The organism is Kutzneria chonburiensis (genome assembly GCF_028622115.1).
In the GTDB taxonomy this organism is placed as follows: domain Bacteria; phylum Actinomycetota; class Actinomycetes; order Mycobacteriales; family Pseudonocardiaceae; genus Kutzneria; species Kutzneria chonburiensis.
Window position 1 is genome coordinate 3,865,237 of record NZ_CP097263.1, and the last position, 15,287, is coordinate 3,880,523.

The 15,287-nt window shown below is 70.5% G+C and carries 16 protein-coding genes; 4 read left to right on the forward strand and 12 right to left on the reverse strand.

All coding sequences use genetic code 11. The annotated features are described in order from the left end of the window. Positions 1-36 precede the first annotated feature (36 nt). The 5 genes from M3Q35_RS17280 to M3Q35_RS17300 form a co-directional block, all read right to left on the reverse strand. Positions 37-1,332 carry a TolB family protein gene (locus M3Q35_RS17280; RefSeq protein WP_273942857.1) on the reverse strand — a complete coding sequence of 432 codons (1,296 nt, stop codon included), beginning with the start codon at positions 1,330-1,332 and terminating at the stop codon, positions 37-39. Continuing rightward, a complete protein-coding gene (locus tag M3Q35_RS17285) occupies positions 1,332-2,627 on the reverse strand; it encodes a TolB family protein (protein WP_273942860.1) in 1,296 nt (431 codons plus the stop codon). Before M3Q35_RS17285 ends, M3Q35_RS17280 begins: the two co-directional genes overlap by 1 nt. Continuing rightward, positions 2,627-3,916, reverse strand: coding sequence for a TolB-like translocation protein (locus M3Q35_RS17290; protein WP_273942861.1), 1,290 nt, complete (start codon positions 3,914-3,916; stop codon positions 2,627-2,629). Before M3Q35_RS17290 ends, M3Q35_RS17285 begins: the two co-directional genes overlap by 1 nt. A gap of 73 nt (positions 3,917-3,989) precedes the next feature. Further along, positions 3,990-4,739 carry an esterase/lipase family protein gene (locus M3Q35_RS17295; protein WP_273942863.1) on the reverse strand — a complete coding sequence of 250 codons (750 nt, stop codon included), beginning with the start codon at positions 4,737-4,739 and terminating at the stop codon, positions 3,990-3,992. 24 nt (positions 4,740-4,763) lie between these two features. Continuing rightward, positions 4,764-5,651: an NAD(P)/FAD-dependent oxidoreductase gene (locus M3Q35_RS17300; protein ID WP_273942865.1), complete on the reverse strand. Its 888-nt coding sequence runs from the start codon at positions 5,649-5,651 to the stop codon at positions 4,764-4,766. Positions 5,652-5,719: 68 nt separating this feature from the next. Between M3Q35_RS17300 and M3Q35_RS17305 the strand changes: the two genes are divergently transcribed. Both M3Q35_RS17305 and M3Q35_RS17310 read left to right on the forward strand, forming a co-directional pair. Next, a complete protein-coding gene (locus M3Q35_RS17305; RefSeq protein ID WP_273942866.1) occupies positions 5,720-6,664 on the forward strand; it encodes a threonine ammonia-lyase in 945 nt (314 codons plus the stop codon). Then, positions 6,661-7,353, forward strand: a complete 693-nt coding sequence (locus M3Q35_RS17310) for a class I SAM-dependent methyltransferase (protein ID WP_273942868.1) — start codon at positions 6,661-6,663, stop codon at positions 7,351-7,353. The genes M3Q35_RS17305 and M3Q35_RS17310 overlap by 4 nt, the downstream gene beginning before the upstream one ends. On the opposite strand, the gene M3Q35_RS17315 is transcribed toward M3Q35_RS17310, so the two are convergent. The 3 genes from M3Q35_RS17315 to M3Q35_RS17320 are packed head-to-tail and all read right to left on the reverse strand — an operon-like array spanning position 7,269 to position 9,528. Beyond that, on the reverse strand, positions 7,269-8,498 hold the full coding sequence (locus M3Q35_RS17315) for an FAD-dependent monooxygenase (protein WP_337960635.1): 1,230 nt from the start codon (positions 8,496-8,498) through the stop codon (positions 7,269-7,271). The genes M3Q35_RS17310 and M3Q35_RS17315 overlap by 85 nt on opposite strands. Further along, on the reverse strand, positions 8,459-8,776 hold the full coding sequence (locus M3Q35_RS48515) for an FAD-dependent monooxygenase (RefSeq protein ID WP_337960592.1): 318 nt from the start codon (positions 8,774-8,776) through the stop codon (positions 8,459-8,461). Before M3Q35_RS48515 ends, M3Q35_RS17315 begins: the two co-directional genes overlap by 40 nt. After that, positions 8,773-9,528: a TetR/AcrR family transcriptional regulator gene (locus tag M3Q35_RS17320; RefSeq protein ID WP_273942870.1), complete on the reverse strand. Its 756-nt coding sequence runs from the start codon at positions 9,526-9,528 to the stop codon at positions 8,773-8,775. The genes M3Q35_RS48515 and M3Q35_RS17320 overlap by 4 nt, the downstream gene beginning before the upstream one ends. Positions 9,529-9,677: 149 nt before the next feature. Between M3Q35_RS17320 and M3Q35_RS17325 the strand changes: the two genes are divergently transcribed. Beyond that, complete coding sequence (locus M3Q35_RS17325) at positions 9,678-9,800, forward strand: hypothetical protein (RefSeq protein WP_273942872.1); 123 nt, start codon at positions 9,678-9,680, stop codon at positions 9,798-9,800. Here M3Q35_RS17325 and M3Q35_RS17330 read toward each other — a convergent pair. Together M3Q35_RS17330 and M3Q35_RS17335 are read right to left on the reverse strand one after the other, a co-directional pair. Then, positions 9,797-11,182, reverse strand: a complete 1,386-nt coding sequence (locus tag M3Q35_RS17330) for an MFS transporter (RefSeq protein ID WP_273942874.1) — start codon at positions 11,180-11,182, stop codon at positions 9,797-9,799. The genes M3Q35_RS17325 and M3Q35_RS17330 overlap by 4 nt on opposite strands. Before the next feature lie 56 nt (positions 11,183-11,238). Then, entirely contained in the window at positions 11,239-12,156 is a 918-nt protein-coding gene (locus M3Q35_RS17335; RefSeq protein WP_273942876.1) for a hypothetical protein, read from the reverse strand. Positions 12,157-12,292: 136 nt separating this feature from the next. On the opposite strand from M3Q35_RS17335, the gene M3Q35_RS17340 reads away from it, so the two are divergent. Beyond that, entirely contained in the window at positions 12,293-12,937 is a 645-nt protein-coding gene (locus M3Q35_RS17340; RefSeq protein WP_273942879.1) for a response regulator, read from the forward strand. A 198-nt stretch (positions 12,938-13,135) separates the two neighbouring features. On the opposite strand, the gene M3Q35_RS17345 is transcribed toward M3Q35_RS17340, so the two are convergent. Next, the gene (locus M3Q35_RS17345) at positions 13,136-14,767 is read right to left on the reverse strand and encodes a GAF domain-containing sensor histidine kinase (protein ID WP_273942880.1); all 1,632 of its coding nucleotides are present in this window, start codon (positions 14,765-14,767) and stop codon (positions 13,136-13,138) included. An 85-nt stretch (positions 14,768-14,852) separates the two neighbouring features. Then, positions 14,853-15,275, reverse strand: a complete 423-nt coding sequence (locus tag M3Q35_RS17350) for a pyridoxamine 5'-phosphate oxidase family protein (protein ID WP_273942883.1) — start codon at positions 15,273-15,275, stop codon at positions 14,853-14,855. Positions 15,276-15,287 lie beyond the last annotated feature (12 nt).

Here is a 15,287-nt window from a genome sequence, read left to right on the forward strand (position 1 = left end):
ACCGGTGCCCACGGGGGTGGGCACCGGCCCCCGGGCTCAGCCCAGGTCTCGGACGTACACATTGGACGAACGCGGACTCGTCCCCGGCACGAAATTGCCGGCGTACGACGTGAACGCTACGTGCCGCCCGTCGGCCGACAGCGACGGCCGGCGCGAGTGGTCGTCGCCCTGGCTGCCGTCGCCGGCCACGCTGGCCAAGGACGTGCGGCCGGCGACCTGATCATGCACGAAGATGTCCCACACTCCGTTGTAGTCGCCGGGCACCAGGCCGTCCGCGCCGGACTCGTAGGCGATGTACCGGCCGTCCGCCGACATCGACGGCCAGACGTCCGGCGAGGTGCCGCCGGCCAGCTGCTCACCGTTCGGCCCGACATCGATCCTGGTCACGGCGTTGCGCCACCGGTCGCGCACGAACAGGTCGTCGCGGTTGTTCGTGTCGCCGGGCACCAGGTTCGACGCGTACGAGTGGAACACGACATACCGGCCGTCGGCCGAGATCGCCCCGTAGCGGCTGGCGCTGTTGCCCCCGTTGCCGGCGACGTCGATGCTGACCTGGTCGGTGTAGCCGAACAGCTGGTCGTGTACGAACACGTCGTCCGCATGGTTGGTGTCGGCGTACAGCGTGATGTTCGAGGCGAACGAGCTGAACGCCACGTACCGGCCGTCCGCGGAGATCGACGGCAGGTAGCTCATCCCGTTGCCCTGCCGTCCGTACGGGTCGACGCTGACCCGGTCGGTGTGGCCGTCCGCCACGTCGTACTCGAAGACGTCGTGTGTGCCGTTGGTGTCCTGCGGGACCAGGTTGCCGGCATACGAGTCGTAGGCGATGTGCTGCCCGTCGGCCGAGATCACCGGGTGGAAGCTGTCGCTGTCGGCCTGCTCGCCGAACAGGTTGACGGTGATCCGGGTGGTGGCACCGGTCGTCATGTCGTGCCGGAAGATGTCGCTGGCCTTGTTGGTGTCGCCGGCGACCAGGTTCGTCGCGTCCGACGCGAACACGACGTACCGGCCGTCGCCGGAGATCGACGTCGGCCCGCTGGGGCCGTTGCCCGGCACACCGGCGGAGTCGACGCTGACCCGCGTGATCGCGCCGGTCCGCCGGTCCCGCACGAACACGTCGGCGGCCTGGTTGGTGTCGCCCGGCACGAGGTCGTCGGCCGACGAGCTGAAGGCCACGTAGCGCCCGTCGCCCGAGATCGACGGCGCGCCGCTGATCCCCGCCGACGGACCACCGTCGACCTTTCCGCTCACCAGAGTCGTTGCGGTGTCGGCATGGGCAATGCCGGCCGGCACCAACGCGATGCCGGCCAGCACGGTCAGGATGCGACGCATCAGCCCAGGTCCCGAACGTACACATTGGACGAATACGGGCTCGTCCCGGGCACGAAGTTGCTGGCGTAGGACATGAACGCGACGGTCCGACCGTCGGCGCTCAATGACGGCTGCTGGGAGTAGTTGTCGCCCTGCACCCCATCGCTGCCCACACTGACCAGCGACGTCGTGCCGGTGACGCGGTCCCACCGGAAGACGTCCCACGCGGCGTTGGAGTCGCCGGCCACGATGTCGCTCGCGCCCGACTCGTAGGCCACGTACCGGCCGTCGGCCGACAACGACGGCCAGATGTCCGGTGTGGTGCCGCCGGACAGCTGCTGGCCGTTCGGACCGACGTCGATCCTGGTCATGGTGAAGCGCTGCCGGTCCCACACGAACATGTCGTAACGGCCGTTCGTGTCGCCCGGCACCAGATTCGTGGCGTAGGAGGTGAACGCCACGAAGCGGCCGTCGGCCGAGATCGCCGCGTACCGGCTGGCCCGGTCGCCCTGCACCCCGTTGACATCCACGCTGATCCGGTCGGTGCGTCCGGACAGCCGGTCGTGCACGAACACGTCGTCCGCGTTGTTGGTGTCCGCGAACAGCGCGATGTTCGAGGCGCTGGAGCTGAACGCCACGTAGCGGCCGTCGCCGGAGATCGACGGCAACTGGCTGATCCCGTTGCCCTGCCGGCCGTTCGAGTCGATGCTGACCAGGTTGACGCGATTGCCGTCCCGGTCGAACTCGAACACGTCGTGCACGCCGTTGGTGTCCTCCCAGACCAGGTTGCTGGCGAACGAGTCGTAGGCGATGTGCTGCCCGTCGGCCGAGATCACCGGGTGGAAGCTGTCGCTGTTGGCCTGCTCGCCCAGCCAGGTCACGCTGACCCGGCTGGTCGCACCGGTGGTCATGTCGTGCAGGAAGATGTCCCGGACCTTGTTGGTGTCGCCCGCGACCAGGTTCGACGCGTACGAGGAGAACACCACATAGCGGCCGTCACCGGAGATCGACGGCGAAGTGCTGTCGTCGTTGCCCTGCACGCCGGCCGAGTCGGTGCTGACCCGCGTGATGGTCCCGGTCTGCCGGTCCCGCACGAAGATGTCGGTGGCCCGGTTGGTGTCGCCCGGCACGAGGTTGTTGGCGCCAGAGGAGAACGCCACGTACCGGCCGTCGGCCGAGATCGACGGCGCGCCGCTGATCCCCACCGCCGGACCGCCGTCGACGGTCGCGCTGACCAGAGTCGTTGCGGTGTCGGCGTGAGCGACGCCGGCCGGGGCCAGCGCGATCACCGCCAGCACGGTCAGAATGCGCCGCATCAGCCCAGGTCCCTGACGTAGGTGTTGGCCGAGCCCGCCGGCACGCTCGGCACGAAGTTGGTGGCCTGCGACTTGAACGCCACGTGCGCGCCGTCGCTCGAGATCGCCGGCTCCTCGGAGAAGTTGTCGCCCGCAGTGCCGTTGCCGGCCGCACTGGCCAGGCTGGTGGTGCCGTTGACGGTGTCCCGCACCAGCACGTCCCAGGTGCCGTTGGTGTCGCCGGCCGCAAGGCCGTCCTCACCGGAGGAGAAGGCGACGTAACGGCCGTCGGCCGAGATCGACGAGCGCGGACCGATGTTGCCGCCGGCCGCCGCGCCGGTCGGGTCGACGTTCACCCGGGTGATCGTGTCCCAGTACATGACCCGGGCGGTGAACAGGTCGGGGCGGCCGTTGGTGTCGTTCGGCACCAGGTTCGACGCGTAGGACTCGAACACGACGTGCTTGCCGTCGGCCGAGATGATCGGGTTGCGGCTCGTGCTGTTGCCCAGCCGGCCGTCGACGCTCCGGCTGAGCAGGCTGGTGAACCCGTGGTACAGGAACACGTCGGACGACTGGTTCGTGTCCGCCCGCAGGTCGAGGTTGTCCGCGTCGGAGGTGTACGCGACCTGCTGGCCGTCGGCCGAGATCGACGGTCCCCAGCTCGCCCCGTCGGCCTCCTGGAAGGACGAGTTGACGCTGATCCGCAGCGGGCAGCACGAGCCCTGGTCCCACTCGAACACGTCGGACGCGCCGTTGGTGTCGAAGGGAGCGATGGTCGTCGCGAGCGAGTCGAACGCGACGTGCTGCCCGTCGGCCGAGATCACCGGATTCGAGCTGTCGCCGTCGGGCTGGGTGAAGGCGGTGTCCGAGGCGTTGACCCGCAGCGTCTTGCCGGTGACCAGGTCGCGCTCGTAGATGTTCTGGAACTTGCCCGGGTTCTTCGAGATCAGGTTGGTCGCGCGGGACTCGAAGACCACGTACCGGCCGTCGGCCGAGATCGACGGGTTGCCACTGGGCCCGTTGGCCTCCGCGCCGGCCGAATTCACACTCACCCGGGTGGTCACCCCGGTCTGGCGGTCACGGACGAAGATGTCCGCGACACCGTTGTTGTCGCCACGCACCAGGTTCGTCGCCGTCGACGCGAAGGCCACGAACCGGCCGTCCGGCGAGATCGCCGGCCGTCCGCTCGTGCCCGCCGCCGGCGTGCCGTCCACGGTGACGCTCACCAGTGACGTCTGCGGGGTCGCCGCGAACGCCACTCCCCCCGGTACCAGCGCCGCCACGACGAGCACGGTCGCGATGCGTCTCATCATTACCCCTCTGCTTGGATCTTTGCCGCGGCAGCATGCCCAACCGGACCCCGACCCAGCATCGGGACATTCCCTACGAAACACCCTCCCTAGGACATTCGGACAAAGCCCGGCCGGTCAGGCCGTCCAGCACGAGCCCGATCACCCGAGGATCGGTCGGCAGCTGCTCGTGCGACACCCGCGCACCCGGGCAGACCTGCTGCAACGGCACGTTGACCGCCCCCGGCAGACGAGCCGAGTCCGGCGGCGTCACCGTCTGGTCGTCCTCGGTCCAGATCGACATCCACGGGATGTCGGCCGCCCCGGCGATCGGCGCCAGCACCGCGCTGCCCGGCGCCAGCTGTTGGCACGCCGTCGGGCACGCGCCCGGCGCAAGCGCGCCGCCCTCAGCGGCCAGCGTGGTGCCGTGCAGCGGGGACCCCATCGTGACAATGCGTTGGGCCCGGCCCTTGTTGTCGGCCACCCACAGCCGGGCCACCACGCCGCCCGCCGAATAGCCCACGATGTCAACGGACGAAGTGCCGCCCTTAAGGGCAGTGCTGACGGCGTCGTCGAGAACCTTGGTCTGCTGCACGAGATCGCCGGTTCCGTCACCCGGCAGCGTCAGGATCACGGCATTGCGGCCATCGGCCCGGATTCTGGCGGCCAGCGGCTCCAGCGACGTCCGGTCGCCACCGAACCCCGGCACCAGCACCACGGTTCCGGGCCGATCCGGGGCCAGCGCCGTCGCAGGGCCTGGCCACGCGCGCACCGCGACCACCGCCCCCAGCACCACGACGACGACTCCGACCAGCGCGAACAGCAGCCGTCGCCTGGGGCTCAACCCTCGCCAGCTCACACCCCATCATTACGCCGGCAGCTGGGCCACGGCCAGTTCGGTCTCCTCCTCGATCAGGTCCATGTTGATCGCCGCCCCGGCCCGGACGCCGGCCGCCGCCGCGCCGATCACCTGCTCCATGAGGTTCGTGACGTTGCCCGCCACCCACACGCCCGGGATCGCCGTCGCCTCCCCGTCGGCCGGCACGTAGGTGCCGGCCGGGTGATCGGCCACCTCCAGGCCCAACGCCGTCAGCACGTCCGCGTTCGAGCGGGCCTTGGCCGTGACGACGAAGGCGTCGTGGTTCAGGTCGTCCAGGCTCCGCACCCTGCCTTCGACCACGGTGATCCCGCGCGCCGCGAACTGCCGGCGCTGCGTTTCGTCCAGTTCCACGGAGTCGTTGGCGTAGAAGGTGATCCGCTCGCTCCACTGCCGCCAGATCAGGGCCTGGTGCACCGAGATCGGGGTGCTGGCGATGACTCCGATGCTCTGGTCCCGGACTTCCCAGCCGTGGCAGTACGGGCAGTGCAGCACGTCCTTGCCCCACCGCTCGGCCACGCCGCCGATGTCCGGGAGCTCGTCGGTCAGCCCGGTCGCCACCAGCAGCCGTCGGCCGTCCACAGTGGACCCATCGGCCAGCTCGACCGTGAAGCCACCGTTCTTTCCGGACGCCTTCACCGCCTCACCCTGGACGATTTCCCCACCGTACGACTCCACCTCGCCACGCCCGATGCGCAGCAGCTCCAGCGGATTCACGCCTTCCCGCCCGAGGTAGTTGTGCGCGCCGCCGGCCGGGGCGTTGCGCGGCCGCCCGGCATCGATCACCAGCACCTTGCGCCGGGCCCGGCTTAACGTCAGCGCGCCGCTCAGCCCAGCCGCACCCCCGCCGATCACGATCACGTCGTAGTTATCGTTCATGGCGCGATGATGCGACGGCCGGCAGCGGCCGGCAAAATAACTTGCTGTTTCGGCAACAGGGAGCGTGCGTGGTCGACATCACGGACATCGAGGCCGCGGCCGAGCGGATCGCCGGGCATGTGCTGCGCACGCCCACCCTGGCCAGTCCCGGCCTGTCCGCCCTGCTCGGCGTGCCCGTCACGGTCAAACTGGAGCTGCTCCAGCTCGGCGGTTCGTTCAAGGTTCGCGGCGCCGCCGCCAAACTCCTGACCCTGACCGACGCCGAGCGGGCCGCCGGGGTCGTCGCGGTCAGCGGCGGCAACCACGCCATCGGCGTCGCGGTCATGGCCGGTGCCCTCGGCGTCGCCGCCACCGTCATCATGCCCCGTACCGCCCCCGTCCAGGCCGCCTCCGCCGCCCGCGCCGCCGGGGCCGACGTCCGCCTGACCGAGGACATGGCCGGCGCCTTCGCCTTGATGGACCAGCTCCAGCAGACCGGGATGACCTTGCTCCATCCCTTCGCCGATCCCGTCGTCCTGGCCGGGCAGGGCACCGTCGGCCTCGAGCTCAGCGACGATGCCGGCGAGTTGACCGACGTGCTCGTCAGCATCGGTGGCGGCGCGCTGATCTCCGGTGTCGCCGTCGCCCTGCATGCCCGCCGCCCTGACATTCGGGTGTGGGGCGTGGAAACCGTTGGCGCTCAGGCCATGACCGACGCTTTGGCGGCCGGCGGGCCGGTGCCGACCTCGTTGTCCTCCCTCGTGTCGACCTTGAGCGCCCCGACGGTCTCCCAGCTCACCTACGACCATGTGTCCACTGTGGTCACCGAGGTGCTGCTGGTCACCGATGCCGAGGCCGTGCAAGGAACTCTGGACCTGGCCGACCACGCCAAGGTCTGGGCCGAGCCCGCCGCCGGCTGCCTGCTGCCGGCCGCCCGGCAGGTCCTGGCCCGGGTCGGGAGCGATGCCAAGCTCGGCTTTGTGGTGTGCGGCGGCAACGCGACCACCGCGGACGTGTTCCGGTGGTCACGATGAGCCACGCGATGGACGGCAGCCCGGTCGAGCTCTACGCGCTGCTGCCGGCGTTCGGTGAACCCGAGCTGATCCACGGTGCGATCCCGGCCGGTGCGACCGTGCTGGAACTGGGCGCGGGGACCGGCCGGGTGACGCAACCGCTTGCGGCGCTGGGACATCCGGTGCTGGCGGTGGACAGCTCCGCCGACATGCTGGCGCACGTCCGTGATGCCGAGACGCTGCTGGCGCACATCGAGTCGCTGCGGCTGGGCCGGCGGTTCGACGCGGTGCTGCTGGCCAGCCATCTGATCAACACACCGGACGCGTCGCAACGGCAGGCCTTGCTGGCCACCGCGGCCCATCACGTGCAGGGTCAGGTGTTGATCCAGTGGCACCCGCCGGCCTGGTTCGACCGGGTGGACTCGACTTCGCACCAGGCCGGCCCGGTCACGATCACCGTGCGGGACATCGCCCGCGACGGTAACCTCCTGTCCGCGACCGTGCACTACGACGGGGCCGGCCACCACTGGGAGCACCCGTTCACCGCACTGCGACTGTCCATTGCGGACACCATCGCCGAGTTGGCCGCCGCCGGGCTGCGGTTCGGCGACTGGCTGACCGACGATCAGACATGGTTCACGGCCACGCCGAACCAGCGGTCGAGCGCCTCCGACAAGCCGTCCGCGGTCGAGGACGCCCAGGCCACGTAGTTGTCCGGCCTGATCAACACCGCGGCCGGAAGGCCCTCGACCGGTTCGGCGGTGATCACATCGATCGGGCCCTGGAAAACGCCGAGGGTTCCGGTGAAGTCGAGCAGCAGCGGACGGCCGGTACAGGCGAGCTCGGCCAGCCGCTTCGGACCGTCCGGCGTGACCAGGTCCAGCGCCGGGGCGAACCGGCCGACCAGTGGATGCGGCTCCTCGACGCCCATGTCGTAGCGGATGTCCGAGCCGGCCAGCAGCTCGGCGATCCGTTTGGTGGCAGCGGGATCGCCGAGCAGCTCGGCGAACAACACCCGCAGGGCGGTGACGTCGCTGCCCGGCGCGACCAGCGCGTTGGTCGCGTAGCCGTAGGTGAGCATGCGCTCGGCGGCGACGCGACGCTCGGTGTCGTACGTGTCGAGCAGTCCGGCCGGCGCGGTGCCGTTGATCTCGGCGGCGAGCTTCCAGCCGAGGTTGGCGGCGTCCTGCATGCCCAGGTTGAGGCCGCCACCGCCGTAGGCCAGGATGTGCGCGGCATCGCCGAGCAGGAACACGCGGCCGTCACGGAACCGTGCCGCGACGCGGTTATGGCCCCGCGTCAGGCGGTTCATCAGGTGCGGCCCGTCGCCCTCGGGCTCGCCCAGCGGGATGTCGACACCGAGCACCCGGCGCACGCTGGCCCGCAGCTCGTCCATGGTCATCGGCTCGTCGGTGGGCGGCTGGTCCCACTCGACGGTGGAGATCGTCGGCGGGTGATCCGGCAGTGGCGCATAGGAAAAGCCGCCCTGCTCGGTACGGATGCCGAGGAACGGCAACGCGAGGCCGTGACCGGGGATCTTGAGGCCGCGCGTGGTCGGATCGACCCAGTCGGCCGGCACGGTGGCGTGGGCCATGCGCATGGTGCGCCGGTCGTAGGTGACGCCGCCGAAGTCGATGCCCGACAGCTTGCGTACCGCGCTCCGCGCGCCGTCGGCACCGACGAGGTAGGTCGCCGACAGCTCGTAACGACCGTCCGGGCCGTCGACCTCGACCGTCACCGTTGTGGAATCCTGTTTCAGGCCAACGAGTTCGTGGCCGTGACGGATCTCGACGCCGAGCTCGACCGCCCGCTCGGTCAGCACCTCGACGATCTTCCGCTGCGGCGCCGGCAACACGTGCAAGGGGCTCTGGTCGAGCAGCCCGAGGTTGAGATACAGGCCGGCGTAAGGGAAAAACCGGAATTCGGCACCGGCGGGCCGGGGCGGCCGGCCAACGCCTCGTACAGGCCGCGGTGGTCGACGAGTCGCACGACCTCGCCGACGAGACCGTTGGCCTTGGGCTCGTTGCTCGGTTCCGGCAGCCGCTCCAGCACCACCGGCCGCACCCCGGCCAGCGCCAGCTCACAGGCCAGCATCAGCCCGTTGGGCCCGGCCCCGGAAATGATCACGTTCACGATTCCCCCTCCGGCGCGGGCAGTCCGCGCCCGATTTCGGCAAACACCCGGTCGATCACGTCGAGCACCGATCCGGTCGGATCGGTGAGCATCCAGAACCGCATGGCCGTGGCGATGCCCGCCGCCACCACCGAGGCCGCGAGCTGCGGAAACAGGTCGCCGTCGCGGTCGAGGCCGAGCCGTTCGGCAATCGCCACCGCCAGCTCGTCCTTGGCGATGTCGTCGGCGCGCAGCAGTTCGGCGTGCAGCGAGGGATGCGTCAGCACGAGCTTGACCCGCTCCATGTACGCCGCATCGCGCGGCAAGGACGGCGCTCCGGCCAACTCCGATCCCGGCCCAGCCGCCGATCCCACGCCGGCCAACTCCGAACCCCGCCCGGCCCCCGATCCCGGCCCGGCCGCCGATCCCGCACCGGCCGAGTCCGAATCCGGCCCGGCCGCCGTTTGCGTATTTGCCGGCGCCCCGGCGAGGCTCGACCGCACCGCCGCCAGCACCGCCGGCCAGAACGGCTCGTCAGCCGGCTGCGACCGCAGCTCGTCGGCCACGACCAGCGCCCGCTCCAGGTGGCTGGCCGCAACCGCCTCGGCCTTGCTCGTGAAGTAGTTGCGGAAGGTCCGCTCCGACACGTTCGCCGCCGCCGCGATGTCCTCGACGGACACCTCGTCCCAGCCCCGCGCCACGATCAGCGCGATCGTGGCCCGGCTCAGCGCCAGCCGCGTCTCCCGCTTCTTCCGCTCCCGCAGCCCCGTCATGCCTCCACGCTACCCACAATCTTGCCGAATTGGCAAGATTTCCACTCCGGCATCATTTGCCACAGCAAATGTCACATGCGCGTCATACTTGCCTCTCTGCGGCACATCCGGACCGCATGTGCCGAAAGAAGCTGGCGGAGGTGGGGTGCGTGATCGCACGAGTCACGGTGCGGGCGGCGATCGCCCAACGGGCCGAGGAGATCGGCTGGCACTCGCAGCCGCGCCCGGCGCCGAAGTCGGAGAAGATCTACCGGGTGATGCGGAGCAGCTAGGAGCGGGCCGGCGCCTTCGAACGCCCGGCGCTGACCACGGCACCGTCCGAACGGTCCAGCCGCAGGAACATCAGGGCCCCGATCAGGGCGATCACCGCCCCCACGACAAAGCCGACGCGGAAATCGCCGACCGTCGGCACGGCACCGCGAGCTGACACGGCCACCACCGTCGCCGCCACGGCCACGCCCATGCCGGTGGCGAGCTGGCTGACGGTGGCGTTCACCGTGCTGGCGGCGCTCATGGACTCGGCCGGCACGTCGGCGAAAGCCAGCGTGTTGACGCCCGTGAACTCGAGGGACCGGAAGGCCCCGCCGAGGAAGCAGACCACCGCGATCACCCAGTACGGCGTCGAGGCACTGAACAGCGCGCAGGCCGCCAGCGACAGGGCAACGAGAATGCCGTTGCCGACCAGTACCCGCCGGAAACCGAAGCGCCGCACGGTCGGCGTGGTGATGGTCTTCATGACGAGGTTGCCGGCGAAGACGGTCAGCACGAGCAGTCCGGACGTGACGGCGCTGAGCCCGAAGCCGACCTGGAACAGCAGCGGCAGCAGGAACGGGATCATGTTGATCGCCAGCCGCAGCAGCGAGCCTTCGCCCGAGGTCGCGGCGTACGTGCGGATCCGCAGCGGCGACAGGTCCAGCAGCGGCGTGGGATGCCGCCGGGCATGGCGTACGGCGACGAAGCCGACGATCAACCCCACCGCCAGCAGACCACCGGTGAGCAGCCAGTTCGTACCGGCACCGGCCTGATCCATGCCGTACACCAGGCACGCGATGGCCACCGCGCTCAGCCCGAACCCGAGCCCGTCGAAAGGGCGAAGCACCCGGTCGGACGCCTTCACGACCAGCAGTGCGGAGATCAACGCCACCAGCCCGAGCGGCACGTTGATCAGGAAGATCCACCGCCACGAGGTGTACGTGGTGATCACGCCGCCGACCGGCGGCCCCAGCACCGGCGCGATCAGGCCGGGCCACGTGATGATGGCCGTCGCCGCCATCAAGTCCGCTTTGGCGGCGCCACGCAGCACAACCGTACGACCTACTGGCACCATCATCGCGCCGCCGATGCCCTGCACGACCCGGGCCAGCACGAACTGCCACAGCGTCTGGGACGCCGCGCACAGCACCGAGGCCAGCGTGAACACGACGATCGCCGCACAGAACACCCGCCGCGCGCCGAACCGGTCGGACAGCCAGCCGCTGAGCGGGATCATCACCGCCACCGTCAGCAGGTAGGCCGTCACGCCGAGGCCGGCGTCGACCGCGCCGACGCGGAACGAGTCGGCGATGCCCGGCAGCGCCGTGGTGATCACGGTGCCGTCCAGCAGCTCCATGAAGAACGCACCCGCGACGATGACGGCGACCAGTCGACTGCTCACGATCAGCAACCTAGGTCGGCACGCCGCCGTCTGTCATGCGGAATGTGGCCCCCGGCTCAGAGCTGCGGCACGCCGCCGATGCGGAGCAGCGCGTGCGGGTACACGCCGTGACCGAGCTGGCGGGCCAGCCCTTCGCGCACCTCGTCCAGCTTGATCAGCCTGGTCACCGGCCGGATCGCCAGCCCGAAGGCCGACGCCGACAGCCGGGCGTTCTGGATCGCCGCGCCGGCCAGCACGTGGTCGCGGGGGCTGTCGCCGCTGGTCGTGACGACCAGCACCGGGTCGGCCACGAGTCGGGCGGCGATCGAGCAGACCGCGTCGGCGTACGGCTCGGCCGACATGGTCGCCAGCGGACCCAGCTGCTGGGCGACCTGCGCCACCGGCGTCGTCTGCTGCGGCTCCAGCCACGGCGCCAGTTCGTCGGCGCACCAGCGGTCGCCGTCCATGCGTCTGCCAGCGTGCAGCACCAGGCGAGCGGTTTCCATCGCCGCGTTCCGGTCGTTGAGCAGCCGCAACTCCGTGCCCGGGCACCAGTTCGAGGCAACCAGCTTGGCCACCGCGGCCGAGTCCGGCACCCACTCGCCCGGCTCGGCCCAGTAGGGCGGCATGCGCTCGATCTGGCGGTGCAGCAGCGTCTCGCGGTCGGTCGGCGGCGCCGGCGACAGGGCCTTCACCGTGGCCACCAGATCCGGGGCCGTGCCGTCGCCGGCCAGCTCGATCGTGGCGCGCCAGCCGAGCATGCGCATCGCCAGGTACAGGTTGGCCAGCGCCGTCCCGCAGTACAGCAGCCGGTTCACGCCCGCGCGCTCGTAGCGGGTACCCGGACCCAGCTCGAACAGCGAGGCCGCCCGCTCGCCCAGCTGTAGGACGTACGGCCGCTCGGGGTGTAGCACCGGCGCATGCCGAATGGCGTTGAGCAGCGTGGTCGCCTCGAACTTGGTCCACTGGTCACCGGAATTGCGCCGGGTCAGCACAACGGTCCTCCGAACGTCGCTGGGCTGGTGCGATCACTCCCGTACGTGAAGACGCCTGCCGGCCACGTCTTGTTCACCGGATTCGCCAGGACCTTGGACACTGCCACCGATGTTCGGCGGCCGACTAGAGTTGGGTGTGCCCACCCGAGTGTTCCTGGTCGACGACCACGAGATCGTCCGGCGCGGTATCGCCGACCTGCTCGACGACGAGCCCGACCTCCAGGTGTGCGGCGAGGCCGCCTCGGCCGCCGAGGCGTTGGCCCGGATTCCCGCCACCAGGCCCGATGTCGCCGTGCTCGATGTGCGCCTGCCCGACGGCAACGGCGTCGAGCTGTGCCGTGAGCTGCGGGCCCGGATGCCCGAGCTGCACTGCCTGATGCTCACGTCCTTCTCCGACGACGAGGCCCTCCTCGACGCCATCATGGCCGGCGCCGCCGGCTTCGTGCTCAAGCAGGTCCTCGGCCACGATCTGTTGGCCGCCATCCGTACTGTCGCCGGCGGGCAGTCACTGTTGGACGGTCGCACCACCGCCGCCCTGATGAACCGCCTGCGCCGCCAGCGCGACGACGCCGATCCCCTGCGCGAGCTCTCCGACCAGGAACGCACCGTGTTGGAACTCATCGGCGACGGCCTGACGAACCGTCAGATCGCCGAGCGCATGTTCCTGGCCGAGAAGACCGTGAAGAACTACGTCTCGCACCTGCTGGCCAAGCTCGGCATGCAGCGCCGCACCCAGGTCGCCGTGCTCGCCACCGAGCTCCGCAGCCGCGACCGCCCGTAGCGTACCCGCCCACCCCGCCCCCACCCCCGTTTTGTGCCACATGCGCTTCCCATTTGCGCCTCAGTGCCACATAGGAAGCCCATGTGGCACCAGCCGGGTGCCCGGCTCGGCGCATCGCCACATGCGCTTCCTACTTGCGTCCTGGTGCCACATAGGAAGCGCATGTGGCGAAAGGGGTGGGTAGACGTGGTTGGTGGGCTAGGGTAGGGGCACCCGCCACGTCAACAGGGTGCCGCCGGATTCCCTTGCCACGACGTCGAAACTGCCTCGGCACGCCCGGGCCCGCTCGGCCAGGTTCGCCAGGCCGCTGCGGCGGACGTCCGATGGGATGCCGATCCCGTCGTCCCCCACGCGGATCACCAGATCCTCCCCGGCGTCCACGGCCAGGGTCAGCTCGGACGCCCGGGCGTGCCGGAGGGCGTTGCTCAGCGCCTCCCGGACGACGGCGTCGGCGTGCTCGGCGACCGACGGCGGCACGAGAGTGTCGACGGCGCCGGAGATGCGGACCGACGGCGTGGGCGAAGCGTCGGCGGTGAGCTCGGCGACGGTGTCCAACAGCCTGCGGCGCAAGCCTTCCATGCCGTTGCCACCGGAGGTGTGCAGGTCGAAGATGGACGTCCGGATCTCCCGCACGGTCTCGTCCAGCTGCTCGACGGCCTTCTGGATCCGGGCCCGCACATCGGGATCGGCGGCCCGGCGCAGGGTGCCCTGCAAGCCGAGACCGGTGGCGAACAACCGCTGGATCACGTGGTCGTGCAGGTCACGGGCGATCCGGTCGCGGTCGGCCAACACGGCCAACAGCCACTGGGTCCGCTGCTTCTCGGCGAACTCGATGGCCACGGCGGCCTGGTCGGCGAAGCTGCTCAGCAGCGGTACCTCGGACGGCTCCAAGGCCCGGGATCCCTTGTCCCGCACGGCGATCAGCACACCGGTGGCGCCGCCGGCGGACCGAAGGGCGACGGCGACGGCGGGTCCGAACTGAACAGCGTCGGCCCCGAGCTCGCCGCCCAGCGCCGAAGCCAGGTCGGGGATGAGCCGGGGCACGCCGTCACGGGTGATGGCGGCGAGCACGGATTCGCCGTCGGACAGCTGCCGGCCGACCAGGGTCGGCCCGCCGGGCCCGGCGTACGAGTGCACGCGCAGGACGTCGATCTCCTCGTCCACCAACAGGATCAGCGCGTGATCGGCCTCGGCCAGCTCCCGCACCCGCCGCGCCACCATCTGGAGCGCGTCGGTCGCGGTGCACCCGGCCAACAACTCGGCCCGCACCTCCGAAGAGGCCTCCAGCCACCGCTGCCGCCGCCTGCTCTGCTCGAACAGACGGGCGTTCTCCACGGCCACCCCGGCCGCCGTCGCCAGCGCTTCCACCACGAAAACGTCTTCCTCGGTGAACCCACCGGAGCCGCGTTTCTCCGTCAGGTAAAGATTTCCGAACACCTCGTCGCGCACCCGCACCGGCACGCCGAGGAACGTTCGCATCGCCGGATGGTGCTCCGGGAATCCGGTCGCGGCCGGATGCCTGGTCAGGTCGTCCAGCCGCAGCGGCTTCGGGTCGTGAATCAGCACGCCGAGAAGTCCGTGTCCGGTCGGCAGGTCGCCGATGAGCCTGCGGGTGTGGTCGTCCACGCCGACGTCGACCAGCTCGGCCAGCGAGTTGTCGGGGCCGAGCACGCCGAGCGCGCCGTAGCTGGCGTCCACGAGGTCGACGGCGGCGCGCACGATCCGACGCAGCGTCGACTCCAGCTCGATGCCCGACGACACCGACAACACCGCGTCCAGCAACCCCTGCAACCGCTCCGACCGCGCGGACCCCGGTCTCCGCTCCCGCACTACCTCAACTCCAGCTCCGCCCCGCGATCCCATGATGATCCAGATTCGGCGCCGTCCGCGTCACCGCCGAACGGCCGCCGCCCGATCACCCTGTCGGCAGGGGCAGCCGGCGTCCGGTGAGCAGCTCCAGTCCGATGGCCACGAACCGGTCCTGGTCCCCGGTTCCCCACTTTCTCAGGCCACTCGCCGCAGCGCGTTCGTCCGGACGCACCGACCGGGTGCGTCCGATGCCCAGCACGCTCCAGCCGCCCGTCGGCCCCATCTCGTCGGCCTCGAAGGCGACGACGGCGGTCCTGGTCGCGGCGGCCAGCCGGCCGGCGCCGGCCACCCGCACCAGCACAGTCCGCCCGGTCAGCAGGAAGTACACCGGCAGCACGGTCGGCAGCGCGCGGTCGCTGACGGCGATGCGGCCCAGCCGCACGGACGCCAGCAGCCGCAGGCATTCCGCGTCGTCCAGCACGGTCAGCCCGGTCGAATCCGTGCCCATGGCGGACTGATCGAGGCTCATGGGGCCATACTC

What these genes read in the sequence shown, in the direction of transcription:
- M3Q35_RS17280 (WP_273942857.1), bottom strand. Translation starts at nt 1,332, where the DNA reads ATGCGTCGCATCCTGACCGTGCTGGCCGGCATCGCGTTGGTGCCGGCC.
- M3Q35_RS17285 (WP_273942860.1), bottom strand. Translation starts at nt 2,627, where the DNA reads ATGCGGCGCATTCTGACCGTGCTGGCGGTGATCGCGCTGGCCCCGGCC.
- M3Q35_RS17290 (WP_273942861.1), bottom strand. Translation starts at nt 3,916, where the DNA reads ATGAGACGCATCGCGACCGTGCTCGTCGTGGCGGCGCTGGTACCGGGG.
- M3Q35_RS17300 (WP_273942865.1), bottom strand. Translation starts at nt 5,651, where the DNA reads ATGAACGATAACTACGACGTGATCGTGATCGGCGGGGGTGCGGCTGGG.
- M3Q35_RS17310 (WP_273942868.1), top strand. Translation starts at nt 6,661, where the DNA reads ATGAGCCACGCGATGGACGGCAGCCCGGTCGAGCTCTACGCGCTGCTG.
- M3Q35_RS17320 (WP_273942870.1), bottom strand. Translation starts at nt 9,528, where the DNA reads ATGACGGGGCTGCGGGAGCGGAAGAAGCGGGAGACGCGGCTGGCGCTG.
- M3Q35_RS17350 (WP_273942883.1), bottom strand. Translation starts at nt 15,275, where the DNA reads ATGAGCCTCGATCAGTCCGCCATGGGCACGGATTCGACCGGGCTGACC.